Origin of the sequence: Bacillus sp. FSL M8-0277, assembly GCF_037975305.1 — a bacterium.
GTDB lineage: Bacteria > Bacillota > Bacilli > Bacillales > Bacillaceae > Bacillus > Bacillus pumilus.
Genome location: NZ_CP150255.1, coordinates 519,961 through 538,366 on the forward strand (window position 1 = coordinate 519,961; position 18,406 = coordinate 538,366).

Here is an 18,406-nt window from a genome sequence, read left to right on the forward strand (position 1 = left end):
CAGTTAAAAAAGCTTAAAATGAGAAGAAATCAAATAGAAGTCATTACAAATTGAAAAGGAGAAACAACCATGCTATGGATCCTCACACAAAACCAACAAACGCTGATTCATGTCCAAGAAGTCTCAGTAAGCGGCAAAAAAATTGAAGGGATGATCTTGGGGAGTACTTCCTGGGCAAAGATGCTCGGCAAGTATGACTCAAATGATCGCGCAGCCGAGATCCTTCAAGACATGATGAAGACGATTGAAGAACATCCAAATGCCACAATGACATACCGAATGCCGCTTCAATAAAAAGAAACCACCTTTCCATCGTGAAAAGGTGGTTTTTGTTTAGGATGGTGTTTTTCCAAAGGCTAAGAATAAGGGAATGCCTGTGCCAACAAGGGTGGTGGCAAATAGGAACATACCGCAAATAAATAGAAAATGGCTGGCTGAAAAGACGAGTGCCAGAATGAGAAAAACGATGCTGAGTCCTATCATGCTATAGGATGGGACAAAGCGGCGTTTGTAGGTGGCTTTCTTTGTTAGGAAGGAGAAGAAAATACCAAATAACAAAGGGACAATCCATAAGTAAAATAAAATAATAAGAGACATACATCATACCTCGATTTTTCCTTCTATTTTATCAGATGCCGATCACAACGGATACTACAAAGCTTCACTTTGTAAAATAATTCATGCAATCGACACAATTAAGTGGGCTGATTCATCGAATGCGTTTTTTGTTTCATATATTCAGGCTGTAAAAGGGCGTACACACAATGATCGGTAAAGCGATTGCCCAGCCATTCACATTGTCTTAAAATTCCCTCAAGCGAAAAGGATAATCGCTCTGGGATGCGTCTGCTTTTCTGGTTATCGACAGCAGCCCTAATCTCAATACGATGCAGCCCGCACTCTTCAAATAAATAGCGAATGACTGCTTGGCATGCTTTTGTCATGATGCCTTTTCCTTGATGGCCTTCTCCGAGCCAATAGCCGACTGAAACGGTTCTATTGATCCAATGAATTTGATGGGTGCCAATGATGCCGACAAGTTCTCCATGTGACCAAATGCCCGCTTGAAAACCGTTGTTCTGCATCGCTTGCTGCATCGCACCTTGGATAAACGCCATACTGTCTTCCTCTGTCTGCGTTGAATCCACCCAAAGCATCCATTCACGTAAATGCTCTCTCGACCGCTGGATGAGCAAATACAGACTTCTTGCGTCTCTTGGCTCAAGCAGCCGCATGGATATCTCTTGATCCTGATAAACAAACATGTACCCACATCCTCTCAGGGGAATTCTACCATAACCAAATGGAAAGAAAAAGACAGCTCAACACGGTCTTTTACATAAACGTATCTACAATTAAGAAGAGATTAAGTGCTACAACAAGAGCTGCTATCACCCAAGATATTCCTGTCACCCAGCGGGCATTCGTTAATTCACCCATAATTCGTTTTTTACTTGTAAATAAAATGAGCGGAATTAAAGCAAAGGCAATCCCAAACGATAAGACGACCTGACTCATCACAAGCGCAGAGGTCGGATTCACTCCAGATGCAATAATCGCAATAGGAGGAATGATGGTAATCAGCCGGCGAACATACAGCGGGATCCGGTATTGAATAAAGCCCTGCATAATGATGTCGCCTGACAATGTACCGACAGAAGAGCTGGATAGTCCGGCTACAAGCAGACCTACACCAAATAAGATGGCTGATACAGGCCCTGCGAGTGTACCAAAATGCTGAAACGCAACATCCAAATCTTCAACAAAAAGACCATTTTTATAAAATAAAGCGGCTGCCACAATCAACATGCTGGCATTGATGGCCCCGGCGACGATCATTGCAATGAGGATATCTAAAAACTCAAAGCGGAAAATCTGCTTTTTCTCCTTTTCCGTTCTGCCGACGACTCTTCTTTGGGTTAAAGCTGAATGTAAGTAGATTGCGTGAGGCATGACAGTGGCACCTAAAATTCCAGCTGCAAGCAGCACGCTGTCTGCGCCATCAAATTTTGGAATGAACAGTCCGCCAGCGACACTTGCGATATCTGGTTTGGCGACAAAGGTTTGTACAGCGAAAGCGATCACGACAACGAACAACATGCCTGTGATACCTGCTTCTAATGCTCGATATCCTCGTCTTTGCAGCTCCAATATCGCAAATGAACCGATAGCCGCGATAATGGATGCTTCAAGCAGCGGGATTCGAAAGAGCAAGTATAAACCAAGTGCCGCCCCGATAAACTCAGCTAAATCCGTGGCAATAATGACGAGCTCTCCCTGAATCCATAAACCGATCGAAACGGGCTTTGGAAACTCTTCACGTGCGATTTCAGGTAAGTTTTTGCCTGTCGCAATTCCAAGCTTTGCGGATAAAGACTGGATGAGCAAAGCCATGAGATTTGATATGAGAATGACCCATAAAAGGAGATATCCATATTTGGAGCCAGCCGCAATGTTGGTGGCGAAATTTCCTGGATCAATATAAGCAATGGCTGCGATAAAAGCAGGACCGAGAAAAGGAAGGAGTCTTCTAAATCCCTTGACTTTTCCTTCAAGTGCACGCTCAGCTGCCTCTGACATGTGTGCCTGTGCCTCGATGTATTTGTTTGTCATATGTCATCACCTAGATTCTACAAAGTTTTGCTTGGGCACAAAATGTTTCCTTGATGCAATTTTTAATCATCATATGCCCATCTTCATGAAAAGTCAACTATCTGAACTAATAGGTTTGTTTATCATATGTAAGTGAAAAAAATAGATACCTTGTCAATCCAACACATAAAAAACACCGCCTTTATAGACGGTGTCCCTACTGCTTCCTCTGTTATTTGTTTTTTTAAGATACCCTTGATCCCACACTACGGAAGATCAGGCTTAAGATGATGACAAAGATCGCTGCACCTAAGATTGCTGGAATGATCGCAAAGCCTGCCAAACTAGGACCCCACGTTCCAAGTAATCCATGACCAATCCAAGCACCTGCAAGTCCTGCAATCATTGAACCGATCCATCCTCCTGGTACACTACCTCCAGCGAGTGCACTGCCAATAAGGCCGATGACAATCGCCACAACTAATGAAATCAGAAATCCTAACATGTTGATCACTCCTCTTTTTGTTTGTGTATTAAGCAATAACCGTTTTGAAAAAGTTTCAAACCTTTCGAAACCGATTCAATGTTCTATACGTATGATGGAAAAGGATTGTGTATAATAACAAACAAATACTTCAGCAGCATCTAAGGAGGAAAAAGGCATGGAGGAAAGAGAGTGGCTAAAAGCACAATTAAAGCAGATTGAACAGTGGGAGAAAGATCAGCAAAAGGTATGGTTTTGGGAGAAACTCAGCCGCCTGCCATTTCAAATGCTGGACAAGCTGACGCCTGCCTTTATCCAGAAAAAAATCGGTGTGCTGCTAGATGAAATGGGGCATTACATTCAATCAGGCGGTGCCTATTTGACATCAGAAAAAGGCATCATCCATCAATTTCAAAAGAAATGTGCCGACGAATCGATTCAGCGTATAGAAGATATAGAAAAAGCTCCAATTGAAATCATGGATGCGATTAGTGAACATATGGGGAGAAATAGGACGAATCTCGCCACGGTACAAGGGGCGACAACGGGTGTCGGTGGTATGTTTACACTGGCTGCAGATATTCCTGCGGTACTTGGTCTCTCCCTTAAAACACTACAGGATATTGCCGTCACCTATGGCTATGATCCTAAAAACAAGGAAGAGCGGGTCTTCATCATAAAATGCTTACAGTTGACCTCTGCTGATGTGGTTGGGAAGAAATCGATATTAAAAGAACTCAGGAGCTATCATGCTTCCGAAGGGAAACACGAAAACATGTTCTCACAAATCCAAGGATGGCGTGAGGTAGTCTATAATTACCGAGATTCATTTGGCTGGAAGAAACTGTTTCAGCTTGTTCCCGTAGCAGGGATTTTATTTGGCGCAGTTTCCAACCGCTCACAACTAAAAAGTATTGCCGAAACAGGCATGATGCAATACCGAAAGCGAAGAATTGTCTCAAGATTAGAAGAGCTCACGCAGCAAGAACAGAGTGAATCTGGTGCATAAAAAATCCCTTTCTCAAAGGGATTTTTTATTTGGTCTTATCCTCTTCTTGAAAAGCATGGATCGGAGAATGTTCATAACGCGCACGCAGCTCACGTATCTGTTTGATTAGGGTAGAACCAATGGTTTTTTCGGCTTCCTCATACAAAGGATCGAGGGCTTTCATCCATTTTTGTCTTTCTGCTGGCGTCAATTCATGAATGGCAATCTGCGATTCCCGTTTAATGTCCTCCAGCTGATCTTTGTTCATCTGTTCTGCATGTTTTTCATTCCAAGCTGTTGTTTCTTCCATCGCTTCAAGTAAAATTCGTTTCGTTTCAGGTGTCTGGCGATCAAAGAAGGATTGATCTGTTAAGACCACATAGCCTAAATACCCGTGATTACTGATCGTCATATAGTCTTGTATATGATAGAATTTTTTTGAATAAATATTTGAAATGGTATTTTCTTCACCATCTACTTTTTTTGTTTCTAATAGCTGAAACGTCGAATTAAACGATTCCTGATAGGGCTTTGCGCCAAGAAGTTTGAATTGTTTTTCAATCATGTCGCTTTGCATAATGCGGAGAGATTGGTTTTTTAAATCACTAGGCTGTTTGATTGGACCTTTATTAGAGGTGATTTGCTTAAAGCCATTTGTCCAATACGCCATTCCCTTTAGCCCGTCTTTTTGCAGGGTGCCAAACAATCTTTGTCCAATTGCACCGTGCAAGCCTTCCTGAACCGCATCATAATTAGAAAAAGCAAAAGGAAGGTCAAGTGCCAGCCACTCAGAGGATAGCATGCCGAGCTTCGAGGTAGATGGTGCGATAAATTGAACTTGATTCTCTTTGAGTGCATTAATTTCTTCTATATCAGAATAAAGACTTCCGTTGGAGAAAATTTGAATGGTGATCTTCCCATCGGATTTTTCGTGCACAAGCTCAGCAAATTTCTTTGCGGCAAGTCCTTTTGGTGTATTATCTGCCACGACATGGCTAAATTTGAACACAAGCTGATCCTTCAGCCCTGTCTGTTCATCGTCAAAGGTCGTCGCTGCCTTTGGCATCATATGATAAAAACCAAAGTATAAAGCGGTTACAAAACCGATCAAGAGCAATAGTGTATAGGCGAGTAAATTCTTCATGCGTCCGATCCCCCTTATGTCAAGCATACTTGACCGAGGAAGAATTCGTAAAGATACAGGTGAAAAAAATGATGAGAAATCGATTGAAATTACAACAATTATCTATTAGATGGAAGCTCACCATCCTCACATATTTCGTTGTCATTTTCGCCCTTTTAATCGGAGGAATTGTCCTTGTTGGGGGAATCCAGCAAACAGAGGAACGAGAGCTTCGAAAAAGGCTCATGAACACAGCGAGAACAGTTGCGGAGATGAATGAGGTGAAGCAGGCGTTAGCTGATCAAACAAAGAAGCGTGACCGATTACAGCATGCCATCGAAGAGATTCGGATTATTCAAGACGCTGACTACATTGTCGTCATGGATATGGAGCATGTGAGATTAACGCATCCAGTGAAAGCAAGGATTGGCCAGCGTTCGGAGGGAACAGATGAAGAGCCTGCTTTTGCCGAGCATATTTATTTCTCAGAAGCAGAGGGAGAGCTTGGGACCGCCATCAGAGCCTTTTATCCAGTGAAGGATGATCAATTTAATCAAACAGGGGTCGTCCTTGTAGGGAGAACGCTGCCAAGTATGATCGATATATTAGGAGAAATGAAGCGGGATATCCTCATGATCCTTTTGCTGACGCTCAGCTTTGGGCTTGTAGGTTCATTTTTACTCGCTCGTCATATTAAACAGCAAATGTTTAAGCTGGAGCCGCATGAGATTGTCAGAATGCTAGAGGAGCGAACCGCAACCTTTCACTCTATTAATGAAGGGGTCATCGCCATTGATAATCAGCACATGATCACCATTTTTAATGAAAAGGCGAAGCAAATCTTTGGCGTGACAGGGGATGTCGTAGGCCGGAATATTTGGGATGTGCTGTCTGACACAAGACTTCCAGAGATCATTGATCGTGCTGAGCCTGTCTATAATGAAGAAATTCATATGAGCGGAAAGCGGATTATGAGCAGCCGGATTCCGATTGTCATGAAAAAGAAAATTATCGGAGCGGTCGCCATTTTTCAGGACCGGACAGAAGCGGCAAAATTGGCAGAGGAGCTAACCGGAGTTAAGAACTTTGTTGACGGTCTGCGGGTACAAAATCATGAGCATATGAACAAGCTTCATACGATTGCTGGGCTGATTCAGCTTGGTAAACCCGATCAGGCACTTGATCTAGCCTTTCAAACGACGGAAGAGCAGGAACATGTGCTGGACTTTCTTCACCGCGTTATTCAGCATGATGCCGTTGCGGGATTATTGATGAGCAAAATCAGAAGGGGCAAGGAGCTAGGCATAAAGGTCGAAGTAGACGAACATAGCTGTCTGCGTGATTTCCCTGAGCGTCTAGATCAACATGATATGACGAAGCTGCTTGGCAACCTGATCGAGAACGCCTTTGCTTCGTATGATACTGTAGAAAGAGACACAAAATGCATTTCGATTAGTATTGATCAAACCGAGGATGTCCTCGCGATTTTAATTGAAGACAACGGCTCCGGGATTGAAGAGGAAATGATTCCTTCTATTTTCGATAAAGGCTTCACACACGGCAAAGAAGGCGGAACAGGCTATGGCCTGTATATTGTAAAAACGATTATCGACAAAGGGATGGGAAATGTAGAAGTCACATCAAGCATCGGCATTGGTACCACCTTCTCAATCGAATTCCCAATGATCATAGAGGAGAGAGACAGATGACTCAGATTAAGGTGCTATTAATTGAAGATGATCCGATGGTGCAAGAAGTGAATAAGGAGTTCATTAAGAGTGTTCCTGGCTTTCAAGTGGCGGCAATCGCAGGTAATGGGGAGCAGGGCATCCAGCTCATCAAAGAAATTCGTCCAGACCTTGTTGTCCTCGATGTATATATGCCAAAAAAAGATGGCGTAAAGACGCTTCAAGACATTAGAAAGCAAAAGATACAGGTGGACGTGATCGTTATTTCTGCGGCAAAGGACAAAGAGACGATTGGCACCATGCTTCAAAATGGTGCACGAGATTATATCATCAAGCCATTTAAGTTCGAACGTATGAAAGAATCACTTGAAAGCTATAAAGCGTTTAAATCTAAAATTCGCACAGCAGCAGAATTTTCTCAGGAGATGCTGGATGATATCATACGAAAGCCTGCTGTTATGCAGGAAGATACTTGGCTCCCTAAGGGGCTGAATGTGCATACGATGAATGAAATTAAAGCCTATATGGGCATGCAGGAAGGTCCGCAGTCTGCAGAGGAAGTTGCCAATGCACTCGGCATTGCACGTGTCACGGCACGCCGGTATTTAGACTTCTTAGTGAAAGAAGGCGAGCTGAAATTAGATATGCAATATGGCGGGGTAGGCCGGCCTGTCAATAAATATATCGTACATTCTGACTAAGAGACCAAAAAGACCAAAATGTACGATATGTTCATAAGCTTCACAGCCTTTGATGAAATCGCTATCATTTAGCTACAGATAACAGTTAAGCGTTTACATCAAAGGGTGAGGGAGTTGATTTTTTATGAAGAGGCTTTTGAAGAACCTGACATTTCAGGTGATTGCAGCTGTCATTATCGGGATCATTGTCGGGATGGTTTGGCCAAACGTCGGAAAAGAAATGAAGCCGCTTGGTGACACCTTTATCAATGCCGTTAAAATGGTCATCGCACCAATTATTTTCTTAACCATTGTTCTTGGTATTGCCAAGATGGGGGATATGAAAAAGGTTGGAAAAGTTGGGGGAAAAGCATTTATTTATTTTGAAGTCGTCACGACGCTTGCTTTGGTCATCGGTCTTTTTGTCGTCAATATCATGAAGCCAGGTGCAGGTCTGGACTATAGCAAGCTTGAAAAAGGGGATGTTTCACAGTATACCCAAAACGGGGGACAGGGTATCGACTGGATGGAATTTGTCACACACATTGTGCCATCTAACATGGTAGATGCTTTTGCAAAGGGTGATATTTTACAGGTCTTATTCTTCTCTATTTTATTCGGTGTTGCGCTTGCTGCACTTGGCGAGAAGGGGAAAGGAATCATTGAGTGGCTTGATAAGCTGTCACTTGTTTTCTTTAAAATCATTGGATATATCATGCGTGCTGCGCCGCTTGGTGCATTTGGGGCAATGGCCTATACAATCGGTCACTTTGGTTTGGCATCGATTAAACCGCTCGCAAGTCTGATGCTCTCCGTTTATTTGACTATGTTCCTGTTCATCTTCGTTGTGCTGAATATCATTTGTAAAATGTATGGCTTCAGCCTGTTTGGTTACCTGCGATTTATCAAGGATGAAATTTTAATTGTTCTTGGCACAAGCTCATCAGAATCCGTGCTGCCAAGAATGATGGATAAAATGGAACGCTACGGGTGCTCTAAGTCTGTTGTGGGTCTTGTCATCCCAACAGGGTATTCCTTTAACTTAGATGGAACCTCGATCTACTTATCGATGGCTGTGGTCTTCTTAGCGCAAGTGTTTGGTGTAGACTTGTCTATCGGCCAGCAGATCACCATTATCCTTGTTCTAATGCTCACATCAAAGGGAGCGGCTGGGGTGACAGGAAGCGGATTTATCGTGCTGGCTTCTACACTCGCTGCACTACAGGTCATTCCGCTAGAGGGGCTTGCACTTCTGCTTGGAGTAGATCGATTCATGAGCGAAGGAAGAGCCATCACAAACCTCATTGGAAATGGAATCGCGACAATTGTTGTGGCGAAAAGTGAAGGTGAATTTGACGAAGAGAAGAGCAAAACAGCCCTTCAAGAAATGCGCAATATGAAGCAAGCTGTATAGTATAAAAACAACCAAAAACCGAAACCTTATGTCTACATGGGGTTCGGTTTTTTCTTGTGTTGAAAAGAAAAAACATGAAAGCTTGATAAATTTAGGTCGAATCGTAAGACCTCAATGACCTTTTGTTATATAATTTACAGAAAGATCCGATATAATGTATATCAGATCCAATGAAAAATAGACTTTAGTCCTGGCAGGTGTATAACGAAATGGCAGCATTTTTAAAATTGTTCGAAAAACCCGGTGTTAAGCGGTTTTCTGTATTTGTAGTATTAGCCACAGCCTTATATTTATTAAGAGGAATGATGAATTTAATTCTCTTGACCTTCATATTCACCTTTTTGATGAATCGGTTAGAAGAGGTCATTAGAGGCTTTTTAAGTCGCTTCCTGAAAATAGGGCAGAAATCGGTTATTACCATTTTGTATATTCTTTTGGCTGGTGGATTGACGGTTGGCGGATTCGTGTTTGTGCCAATCATCGCCAAACAGGTGGAGCAGCTATTTCATTTAGGAAAGAAAATTGCAGATCATCCACAAGATTTACCCTTCATTGATGTCATCACGAACGTATTCGGAGATTTTAAAATATCAGCTTACTTTGAGAAAGGGTTTAATTTCCTCTATACATACTTAACTGATTTCAGTACGTTCAGTATCCAGGTCATTATGTCCTTAATATTAAGCATGTTCTTCCTGTTCGAAAAGGAACGCCTCATTCAATTCATGAACAAGTTCAAAACGAGTAAAATCTCTGTGTTCTATAACGAAATCGCCTTCTTTGGACGTAAATTTTCCAGAACGTTCGGAAAGGTACTCGAAGCACAGTTTATTATTGCAACTGTTAACTGTGTTTTAACAACCATTGCGCTAGGTATTATGGGATTCCCGCAATTATTTGGATTAGCGGTCATGGTCTTTTTGCTAGGCTTAATCCCTGTGGCAGGTGTGGTTATCTCACTTATTCCACTCAGCATTATTGCGTATACGCTTGGAGGCGGCATGTATGTCCTGTATATCGTGCTTGTGATCGTCATCATCCATGCCATTGAAGCCTATTTCCTAAACCCGAAGCTCATGTCAGCAAAAACAGAACTCCCTATCTTCTTCACATTTGTTGTGCTGATCTTCTCTGAACACTACATCGGCATTTGGGGACTGATTATTGGTATCCCGATCTTTGTGTTCATTTTAGATATTTTGGAGGTCACGAATAAGGAAGAAAGTAATTAAAAAGTTCATATGAACCTGTTTACAATTTTCCGAAAATAAGGTATAAATAGTATGAAAATATCATATTACCACACGCTTAATCCTTCTAAAGGAATGGGGGACCCATGTTTTTGGGGTGAATTTTTCTCTGTGAGAAAAAAGGACATCTCTTCGTCCTAACCCGTCAGCTAACCTCATCGGCGTGAAGAGAGTAAACAGTGGTACGTGTATGGAAACAAAGACCCACGAGAAAACTCTCTTGTGGGTCTTTTTTGATGAGGAAGGGGAGATTTTATTGAAGCTAGCGACGAAAATTATTATTGCCTTGTTTGTAGGTGCAATCACAGGACTATTGCTTAACATTTTTGCTCCAAATGTATTCAAAGTGTTAGACCCTTATCTATTTACGCCTCTAGGTCAAATCTTCTTAAACCTGATTAAAATGTTAGTGGTGCCGATCGTATTCTTTTCCATCACACTAGGTGTAGCAGGTCTAGGTGATCCGAAAAAGCTTGGCAGAATCGGCGTAAAAACCATTACTTATTTCCTGCTTACTACTACTTTTGCCATCATCATTGGCATTTCATTAGCCTTATTAATCAAGCCGGGAGCATTCGGTCATTTTGATACGAAAGCAGCTGATTATTCCGCAGAGGAAGCCCCATCAATGGCAGAAACACTACTCAACATCATCCCAACCAATCCAGTCCAATCTTTAGTTGAAGGAAACATGCTTCAAATCATCGTCTTTTGTGTATTTTTAGGTCTTGGCATTGCCATGCTTGGGAAGAAGACGGAAGGTTTGCTAAAGCTGTTTGAACAAGGAAATGAATTAATGATGTACCTTGTCGGCATAGTGATGAAGTTCGCACCGTACGGAACATTCGGTTTGATCGCAACTGCCATTGGCAGTCAGGGATTTGATGCGATGAAAGCGATGGGCCTTTATTTCTCGGTCGTGTTAGTTGCGCTCGTGCTGCATTTCTTCCTGACTTATGGGTCAACTGTCGCCATTTTAGCGAAACGAAATCCGATGGCATTTTTCAAAGGTTTTTCTCCAGCAATGGTTGTTGCATTTAGTACATCAAGCAGTAACGCAGTCCTGCCAGTCTCAATGGAAACAGCCCAGAAACGTTTGAAGGTGCCGGAGCCGATTTCAAGCTTTGTACAGCCGCTTGGTGCAACCATTAATATGGATGGCACAGCGATTATGCAAGGGGTCGCGACTATTTTTATCGCGCAAGTGTATGGAGTTGAACTGACGCTTGTCCAAATGCTGACGGTTGTCTTAACGGCTGTCTTAGCAAGTATCGGTACAGCGGGTGTGCCAGGAGTTGGGCTCATCATGCTCGCTATGGTACTGAACTCTGTGAATCTGCCGGTTGAAGGCATTGCGCTCATCCTTGGCATAGACCGCTTATTAGATATGGCAAGAACCGTTGTCAATATTACAGGTGACGCCGCATGTGCGGTGATTGTGACAGAAACGGAGAAAAAACACGAGACAGACGCAGCATCACCGAACCTATCCATGTAATGTAAAAGAAGGGCTGACTCGATCAGCCTTTTTTTCATGGAGTCCCTTGTCTTGCGTGATATACTTTTAACAGAATGAGCGGTCTTATTTGCCGCCATAGGCTTTACATCAGAAGGAGGAACCACGTTGGAATCTGCTGTTCTAAAAGTAGAGAAAGTCGATAAACGAATTGGCCGGAAAATGATCTTACAAGATATATCTATAGAAATAGGGAAGGGGGAAATCGTCGGCTTACTAGGACCAAATGGGTCTGGAAAAACAACCTTGATTCGTTTGATCGTTGGCTTGATGAAAAAAAACAATGGCCGAATCATGATCAATGGATATTCACAGGATGAGGATTTCCTACATGCGATGTCATCTGTTGGTGCCATCATAGAAAATCCCCAATTTTATTCTTATTTAACAGGCTTCGAAAACCTTGAACTGTATGCGGCGATGCACGATGGAGTGACAGAGGAACGAATGCAGGAAGTGGTGAAAAGAGTTCGTCTGGAGCACGCCATTCATCAGAAGGTGAAGACATATTCACTGGGGATGAAACAAAGGCTTGGGATTGCACAAGCCATATTACATCAGCCGAACCTGCTCATTTTAGACGAACCGACAAATGGACTTGATCCTGCAGGTATGAAGGAATTCAGGGAGCACTTGCAAACGCTAGTAAGAGAAGAAGGAACGTCCGTCTTATTCGCCACACATTTATTGCATGAGGTTGAAGAGCTGTGTGACCGCATGATCATCATTCAAAAAGGACAGATCAAAGCCAGTGCCATGCTTCGAGACATAGAGGGGAAAGAACAGATGCTCATGAATATTCAGCCAGTGGAAAAGGCGGCTGCATGGCTTGATACACATGCCTATACATATGAACGAAACGGAGCGCATGTATTACTTCAATTGAACAAAGACCAAGTGCCTGAGCTGAACAAACAGCTTGTTCTGGCTGGATTTGCTGTACTTGAAATGACGCCTCAAAAGCCATCAATTGAAGAGGCATTTATGAAATGGACGGAAGGCGGGACGGCAGATGCTTCAACTCATCAAGAATGAGCATAAGAAAATTACGAGGAAAAAGATCACGTTCATTGCACTTGGATTGATTGTTGTGTTTCAATTAGCGATGGCTCTAGCGTTGAAACGAGTCATCTCCAGCTTTGGTGGACAAGACACTGTCGCCAACTATTTTGCTTATTCCACAAATGTCGTGTTTATTTTACAGGTGCTCGCGGTTGTCATTGGCGCGACCTTGATCTCAACAGAATTTCAAAAAAGAACGATCAAGTTTTTATTGATACGGCCCAAAACAAGGCTGCAAATTTTCCTGTCAAAATTCATCACACTTGTGCTGACGGTCATCTATTTGTTTGTTTTTTATTATGTCATTGCTTTCCTATTTGGCTTTATTTTCTTTGGTACTGCATTTGATGAAAGTACGGGACGATTATTTGAGCATACATTTGCTGTGATCGGATCTCAGTGGGTGGAAGTGATCATGATGGCAAGCTTCGCTTTTATGTGTTCCAGCTTGTTTAGGAACAGCCTCGTTGCGCTTGTGACCTCGTTTTTTGTTTTATATGCAGCTAAATCACTTGTGCCTATTATGTCTCTTTTAGAAAATCAGTGGGGGAAAATCCTGCTTTTTGCTAATACAGACTTTACTCAGTACAGCTTTCAAGGACCGCCGCCGTTCCAAGGCATGAGCCCTTTGTTTTCTCTATTTATGGTAGGGGCGCATTTTGTTTTCTTTGTTGGCACGGCTTGGGTTCTTTTTTGGAAGCGTGATGTAAATGTGTAAAAATTGTGTCAAATAACAAGAAAAATTCGTGACATCTTTGTGAAAACGAGTCTGCATTTCACGATAACCGGCTGATTTTGTCTTATAATAAGAGGGAGTCTTGGAGGTGGCACTATCGTGAAAAATTTCATTACGGCTTTACCCATTTTGTTGCTGCTGTCGTTTTCGTTTGTGTCTTTTGCCTTCCAGTTTGATCATCTTATTTATTTCAGACTAGCGCTGGGGATCTTTTCGTTAGCGGGTCTTTTCTTTCTGTATACACTTAAAAGAAACATGAAATGGTTCATGGTTTATTTATATGCGAGCTGGATCATACTTGCAGCTGTCACAACATTTGAGGAGCCTGTCTTTTCTCAGTTCTTCTTCGGTGGTTTAACAATGACTATGGGTTATCTCACATATATGCTCATTTATTTAGGAATGAAGCAGGACCGTGTAGCGAAATCACATTAAAACAAAAGCCGATAAAATCACAGCATAGATTTTATCGGCTTTTTTTGTTGAAAAAGACAAAAGAGAGGAGCAGCCAGCTTTGACTGCTCCCCCTTATGTTTATGATTCACGTCCAGCAGCTGCAAGCTGCTTCTGATGCTTTTTGTCGATGGTTTCGTATATACTTTCCATCATTTTAGGATCGCGCATGATGGCTTTCTTGTTTTCTTCAATCAATTGCTGATACGTTTTGATTTTCTTCTTAGACATGTGACTCATCGCTCCTTTATAAGAATAGACGTCTATAGGATTCCACATAGATGAAATTGATAATCATTTTCAATTAGCACCTCTATTATACAAAGCACAATGCCGGAAGTAAAGATTATATTCAGAAAATTCACGTAATCGACAAATTCGAAGCCTAGTCGACGCTCATTCTTTCCCAGGAAATAATTTCTGTCATTTCTTGTCGTAAGAGAAGCCTCTATATAAAACATTCTTTCGCTCATTGAAACGTTTTGACTGAACAATTCGTCTTATGAAGAGATTTGATGTAAGAGATGGAGAAAAAAAGACACCAGCAAGTGTTTGCTGATGTCCTTCGTTTCACGATTTAAGAAACGTGCCCTTGAAGAAACTCTGTCACTTCTTCAGGTGATTTTGCGTTTGCACTGTGTAAATGACCTGTTTTTTCGCCATTTTTGAAAATTAACAGGCTTGGAATACCCATGACCTGATACGTTTCTGCTAATTCAGGGAAATCATCTTTGTTTATTTCAAACCATTCATGGTGAGCATACGCCTCTAAGATGTCTGGAATGAACATGTCCATTCTTGTACAGTCAGGACACCATGTTGCAAAGAATTTAACGATGACTTCTTTGTCAGATTGAATGATTTCATTGAATTGTTCAGTACTTGTGATTTTTTTCAATTTGTCACAACTCCTTTTCAATGTCATTTTAATATAAAATAAAGGCGAATGACATACAAATGCTCGGGAGGCGCTTACAACTTTACAAATCATTTCAATTCCGTAACAACAAAAATTAATTAGAGCATTTTTGCTTGAAAGTGATAAGATAGTAAAGATGAATTTTAGTGGGGGGAGTATCCATTGAAAATAAGTTTAGGATTGATTTACGGCGGAAAGTCAGCCGAACATAATGTATCACTGCAAACAGCCCTTGCAGTTACAAAAGCACTTAACACTGAGAAGTTCGATATACATCCAATTTATATTACAGAAGAGGGCGAATGGCTAAGAGGAGAAAAACTCACTGAACCAGTATCAAACGTCAGAATGCTTCAATTTGAACAGAGCGCAAAGACGTTTTTACCAACTTCTTTAAATGAGAGCATGTTTCCACAGCCTGCATCCGCTGATGAGAAGATTGATGTTGTCTTCCCATTGTTGCACGGGCCAAATGGTGAAGATGGAACGATGCAAGGATTACTTGAACTGCTAAATATCCCGTATGTCGGCAACGGCGTTCTTGCTTCTGCCGCGGGTATGGATAAAGTCATGATGAAAGATGTTTTTGCTCAAGCAGGACTTGCACAAGCAAAGCACCTTTCCTTCAATAAAAAAGACTATGAGAAAGCCACAGCAGACAGCTTAGAACAGGTAGAACAAGTACTTGGCTATCCATGCTTTGTGAAACCTGCCAACATGGGATCAAGTGTTGGAATAAGCAAATGCCGCAGCAAAGAAGAGCTGCAAACCGCATTCGACTTGGCTTTCCAATATGATCGTCGTGTGGTCGTAGAAGAAGGCGTCGTAGGAAGAGAAATCGAGATAGGTGTATTAGGAAATGACGAGCCGAAGTGCTCTGTCGTTGGTGAAATTGCACCTAAAACAGATTTTTATGACTACAAAGCAAAATATGAAGATGGCGATACAGATTTGATCATTCCTGCGAGTGTGTCAGAAGATGAATACAAGACGATTCATGATATGGCGATTAAGGCATTTAAATCCCTAGATGGTTCTGGTCTTGTACGTGCAGACTTCTTCCTCACAGAAAAAGGCGAAGTGTTGATCAATGAAGTGAATACAATGCCTGGATTCACACCATTCAGTATGTTCCCGCTTCTTTGGAAGCACACTGGTGTAGAGTATCCAGAGCTAATTGAAAAGCTAGTGTCACTTGCAATTGAACGCCATCAAGAAAAACAAACCATTAAAACGACTTTTTAATGTGAGCAACAAGCAGACACTATCCTTTGGTAGTGTCTCTTTTCCTTCAAACGTGAAATGAGAAAGAGAGGCGAAAAAATCATGATCAAACGTACAGTGAATCAAATCGCCCAAATGGCTGGTGGGACACTATCTAATCAAGCTTTTGGCGAAGAGCAAATTTACGGAGTGACGACAGATACACGAAAAGTATCAAAAGGTGCATTGTTTATCCCCTTAATTGGAGAACATTTTAACGGTCACACATTTGCTTCTAAAGCAGTAGAGCTTGGAGCCGCAGCCGTTCTTTGGAATCAAAAAGAAGCCAATCCACCGTTCGGTGTACCTGTCATTCTTGTCGACGATACACTGGCAGCACTGCAGCAATTGGCAAAATCATATTTAAAAGAAGAAAACCCCCGTGTTGTCGGTATTACAGGAAGTAACGGGAAAACGACGACAAAAGATATGATTCATTCCGTTTTACAAACAACGTATCAAGTTCATAAAACAGACGGTAACTTTAATAATCATATCGGTCTTCCGCTCACCATTCTAGCGATGCCAGAAGGTACAGAGATAGCTGTATTGGAGATGGGCATGAGTGCAAGAGGCGAGATCGAGTTCTTGTCGAACCTAGCTGAGCCTGATGCAGCAGTCATCACCAATATCGGAGAATCTCATATGCAAGATTTAGGATCAAGAGAAGCCATTGCTGATGCAAAATGTGAGATCGCAAAAGGGCTAAAAAAGGATGGCATCTTTTACTACTTAGGAGATGAACCTTTGATCCGCGACAGAGCGACTGCACTTTCGCAGCAAGTGAAAACCTTTGGAGAAGCAGAGAACTGTGATATCAAGGTAACGCATATCAACCAGCTTGCAGAAGGAACTGAATTTCAGGTTGAAGGGTATACCCAGGGGTTTCTCATTCCTGTATTAGGGAAACATAATGTAAAGAATGCCCTTGCTGCCATTGCCATAGGCCAGCATTTCGGACTGAATGAAAGACAAATCGCCCAAGGACTCATGCAAACAAAGTTGACAGGGATGCGTCTTGAACTGTTTAAAACGGAAAAAGGAATCACTGTTATCAATGATGCGTATAATGCAAGTCCTACTTCCATGAAAGCTGCCATTGATCTTGTAGGAGATATGGACGGCTTTGCAAATAGGATTCTTGTCCTTGGAGACATGCTTGAGATGGGCAGCGAGGAAGAAACGTATCATTATGAACTAGGCCGCTACATCAAGCCTGAATTCATTGATCATGTGATGACGTATGGCCGCCTAGGTGCATTCATCGCTGAAGGAGCAAAGAAATCATTCGGTGATGCGCGTGTGTTCTCATTTATGGACAAAGAGGAACTGAAGAAAAAACTTGCTGATGTAGCAGGTCCTGACGATGTTGTTCTCGTCAAAGCCTCACGCGGCATGAGATTAGAAGAAGTCATTACTGCGCTATAAAAAGTGAGCGGCAAAGAAGGTGACAGAATGATTGGCTGTCTATGTATACATGGATTCACTGGCGCCCCCTATGAAGTGGAACCGCTAGCGCAATATTTAAAGCAGAAGACAGATTGGAACGTTCAGTCTGTCACGCTTCCGGGGCATGGAGATGAACTTCAGCTAAAGGGTATTCTCTATCAAGAATGGATTGCGACAGCTGAATTAGAACTTCTTTCTCTTTACAGAAAATGTGATACCATTTTTTTGATCGGGTTTTCCATGGGAGGAATGATTGCTTCTTATCTTGCAGCGAAGTATCCAGTTGCTCGTCTCGTCCTTTTAAGTGCTGCAGCGAAATATGTGAATCCAAAACAAATGATTCAAGACACAAGGCAGTTGGTGAAAGAATCATTGTCTGGGCTGATTGATACGAACCCTTTGTATGATAGATACCGTCATAAGCTAACGAGCACACCGCTGTCAGCCGCTGTTGAATTTATGAAGCTGGTGAAGCAAACGAAGAGCTCCCTTGAGAAACTACACCTCCCTGTGTTAATTGTTCAAGGGGAAAGCGATGGGATTGTGCCAGCTTCAAGTGCACAATTTATTGATCATAAAATCCCGTCTCGTCAGAAAGAAGTGTTTTATTTACCTGACTGTAAACATCATGTTTGTCACGAGCCGTGTGCACAGCAATTGTTTGGAAAAGTAGAGCAATTTCTAAAAAAAACAATTTAATCTATAGAAAAGCGAAAATGTGGCTAAACTAATATAAATTGAATCCCACTTGTTAAAAATTGCATCATTTTTGTCGAATGAGTGACAAGC

Annotated in this window: 20 protein-coding genes and 1 riboswitch; of the genes, 13 read left to right on the plus strand and 7 right to left on the minus strand. The window is 42.0% G+C overall.

Features of this window, described 5'->3' with window-relative positions:
* The first annotated feature begins 69 nt into the window (after nucleotides 1–69).
* Nucleotides 70–294 (plus strand): hypothetical protein, encoded by a 225-nt coding sequence (locus MKZ05_RS02520; RefSeq protein WP_003214145.1) that lies wholly within the window; start codon nucleotides 70–72, stop codon nucleotides 292–294.
* 39 nt (nucleotides 295–333) lie between these two features.
* Here MKZ05_RS02520 and MKZ05_RS02525 read toward each other — a convergent pair whose 3' ends face one another.
* The 4 genes from MKZ05_RS02525 to MKZ05_RS02540 form a co-directional block, all read right to left on the minus strand.
* Entirely contained in the window at nucleotides 334–597 is a 264-nt protein-coding gene (locus MKZ05_RS02525; protein WP_003214365.1) for a hypothetical protein, read from the minus strand.
* A gap of 98 nt (nucleotides 598–695) precedes the next feature.
* Nucleotides 696–1,265, minus strand: coding sequence for a GNAT family protein (locus MKZ05_RS02530; protein WP_310026086.1), 570 nt, complete (start codon nucleotides 1,263–1,265; stop codon nucleotides 696–698).
* A 70-nt stretch (nucleotides 1,266–1,335) separates the two neighbouring features.
* Nucleotides 1,336–2,613 carry an Nramp family divalent metal transporter gene (locus MKZ05_RS02535; protein ID WP_003214137.1) on the minus strand — a complete coding sequence of 426 codons (1,278 nt, stop codon included), beginning with the start codon at nucleotides 2,611–2,613 and terminating at the stop codon, nucleotides 1,336–1,338.
* 223 nt (nucleotides 2,614–2,836) lie between these two features.
* The gene (locus MKZ05_RS02540; RefSeq protein ID WP_003214275.1) at nucleotides 2,837–3,097 is read right to left on the minus strand and encodes a GlsB/YeaQ/YmgE family stress response membrane protein; all 261 of its coding nucleotides are present in this window, start codon (nucleotides 3,095–3,097) and stop codon (nucleotides 2,837–2,839) included.
* 157 nt (nucleotides 3,098–3,254) lie between these two features.
* Between MKZ05_RS02540 and MKZ05_RS02545 the strand changes: the two genes are divergently transcribed.
* On the plus strand, nucleotides 3,255–4,085 hold the full coding sequence (locus MKZ05_RS02545) for an EcsC family protein (protein ID WP_050945536.1): 831 nt from the start codon (nucleotides 3,255–3,257) through the stop codon (nucleotides 4,083–4,085).
* A gap of 25 nt (nucleotides 4,086–4,110) precedes the next feature.
* Here the strand turns inward: MKZ05_RS02545 and MKZ05_RS02550 are convergent, their stop codons facing one another.
* Entirely contained in the window at nucleotides 4,111–5,208 is a 1,098-nt protein-coding gene (locus MKZ05_RS02550; RefSeq protein WP_137055552.1) for a DctP family TRAP transporter solute-binding subunit, read from the minus strand.
* 83 nt (nucleotides 5,209–5,291) lie between these two features.
* Between MKZ05_RS02550 and MKZ05_RS02555 the strand changes: the two genes are divergently transcribed.
* The 8 genes from MKZ05_RS02555 (at nucleotide 5,292) to MKZ05_RS02590 (ending at nucleotide 13,968) form a co-directional block, all read left to right on the plus strand.
* Nucleotides 5,292–6,896, plus strand: coding sequence for a sensor histidine kinase (locus tag MKZ05_RS02555; protein WP_339162342.1), 1,605 nt, complete (start codon nucleotides 5,292–5,294; stop codon nucleotides 6,894–6,896).
* The gene (locus tag MKZ05_RS02560; RefSeq protein ID WP_339161267.1) at nucleotides 6,893–7,576 is read left to right on the plus strand and encodes a response regulator; all 684 of its coding nucleotides are present in this window, start codon (nucleotides 6,893–6,895) and stop codon (nucleotides 7,574–7,576) included. The genes MKZ05_RS02555 and MKZ05_RS02560 overlap by 4 nt, the downstream gene beginning before the upstream one ends.
* Before the next feature lie 124 nt (nucleotides 7,577–7,700).
* On the plus strand, nucleotides 7,701–8,969 hold the full coding sequence (gene dctP, locus MKZ05_RS02565; protein ID WP_339161269.1) for a C4-dicarboxylate transporter DctP: 1,269 nt from the start codon (nucleotides 7,701–7,703) through the stop codon (nucleotides 8,967–8,969).
* 209 nt (nucleotides 8,970–9,178) lie between these two features.
* Nucleotides 9,179–10,201, plus strand: a complete 1,023-nt coding sequence (locus tag MKZ05_RS02570) for an AI-2E family transporter (protein ID WP_050945541.1) — start codon at nucleotides 9,179–9,181, stop codon at nucleotides 10,199–10,201.
* A 63-nt stretch (nucleotides 10,202–10,264) separates the two neighbouring features.
* A riboswitch (cyclic di-AMP (ydaO/yuaA leader) is annotated at nucleotides 10,265–10,397 on the plus strand.
* Between the two features lie 78 nt (nucleotides 10,398–10,475).
* Nucleotides 10,476–11,717: a dicarboxylate/amino acid:cation symporter gene (locus tag MKZ05_RS02575; protein ID WP_034620244.1), complete on the plus strand. Its 1,242-nt coding sequence runs from the start codon at nucleotides 10,476–10,478 to the stop codon at nucleotides 11,715–11,717.
* Between the two features lie 126 nt (nucleotides 11,718–11,843).
* The gene (locus MKZ05_RS02580) at nucleotides 11,844–12,770 is read left to right on the plus strand and encodes an ABC transporter ATP-binding protein (RefSeq protein WP_339161272.1); all 927 of its coding nucleotides are present in this window, start codon (nucleotides 11,844–11,846) and stop codon (nucleotides 12,768–12,770) included.
* The gene (locus MKZ05_RS02585; RefSeq protein WP_339161275.1) at nucleotides 12,748–13,515 is read left to right on the plus strand and encodes an ABC transporter permease; all 768 of its coding nucleotides are present in this window, start codon (nucleotides 12,748–12,750) and stop codon (nucleotides 13,513–13,515) included. Before MKZ05_RS02580 ends, MKZ05_RS02585 begins: the two co-directional genes overlap by 23 nt.
* Nucleotides 13,516–13,632: 117 nt before the next feature.
* Complete coding sequence (locus tag MKZ05_RS02590) at nucleotides 13,633–13,968, plus strand: hypothetical protein (protein ID WP_003214381.1); 336 nt, start codon at nucleotides 13,633–13,635, stop codon at nucleotides 13,966–13,968.
* Between the two features lie 99 nt (nucleotides 13,969–14,067).
* Here the strand turns inward: MKZ05_RS02590 and fbpB are convergent, their stop codons facing one another.
* Nucleotides 14,068–14,217, minus strand: a complete 150-nt coding sequence (gene fbpB, locus MKZ05_RS02595; protein ID WP_003214266.1) for a Fur-regulated basic protein FbpB — start codon at nucleotides 14,215–14,217, stop codon at nucleotides 14,068–14,070.
* Between the two features lie 346 nt (nucleotides 14,218–14,563).
* Entirely contained in the window at nucleotides 14,564–14,884 is a 321-nt protein-coding gene (locus MKZ05_RS02600) for a thioredoxin family protein (RefSeq protein WP_034663973.1), read from the minus strand.
* Between the two features lie 183 nt (nucleotides 14,885–15,067).
* Here MKZ05_RS02600 and MKZ05_RS02605 point away from each other — a divergent pair, with 183 nt between their 5' ends.
* The 3 genes from MKZ05_RS02605 (at nucleotide 15,068) to MKZ05_RS02615 (ending at nucleotide 18,316) form a co-directional block, all read left to right on the plus strand.
* The gene (locus MKZ05_RS02605) at nucleotides 15,068–16,150 is read left to right on the plus strand and encodes a D-alanine--D-alanine ligase (RefSeq protein WP_044140559.1); all 1,083 of its coding nucleotides are present in this window, start codon (nucleotides 15,068–15,070) and stop codon (nucleotides 16,148–16,150) included.
* 81 nt (nucleotides 16,151–16,231) lie between these two features.
* Nucleotides 16,232–17,596 (plus strand): UDP-N-acetylmuramoyl-tripeptide--D-alanyl-D-alanine ligase, encoded by a 1,365-nt coding sequence (gene murF, locus MKZ05_RS02610; RefSeq protein WP_339161279.1) that lies wholly within the window; start codon nucleotides 16,232–16,234, stop codon nucleotides 17,594–17,596.
* Between the two features lie 27 nt (nucleotides 17,597–17,623).
* The gene (locus tag MKZ05_RS02615) at nucleotides 17,624–18,316 is read left to right on the plus strand and encodes an alpha/beta fold hydrolase (RefSeq protein ID WP_339161281.1); all 693 of its coding nucleotides are present in this window, start codon (nucleotides 17,624–17,626) and stop codon (nucleotides 18,314–18,316) included.
* The last annotated feature ends 90 nt before the right edge of the window (nucleotides 18,317–18,406 follow it).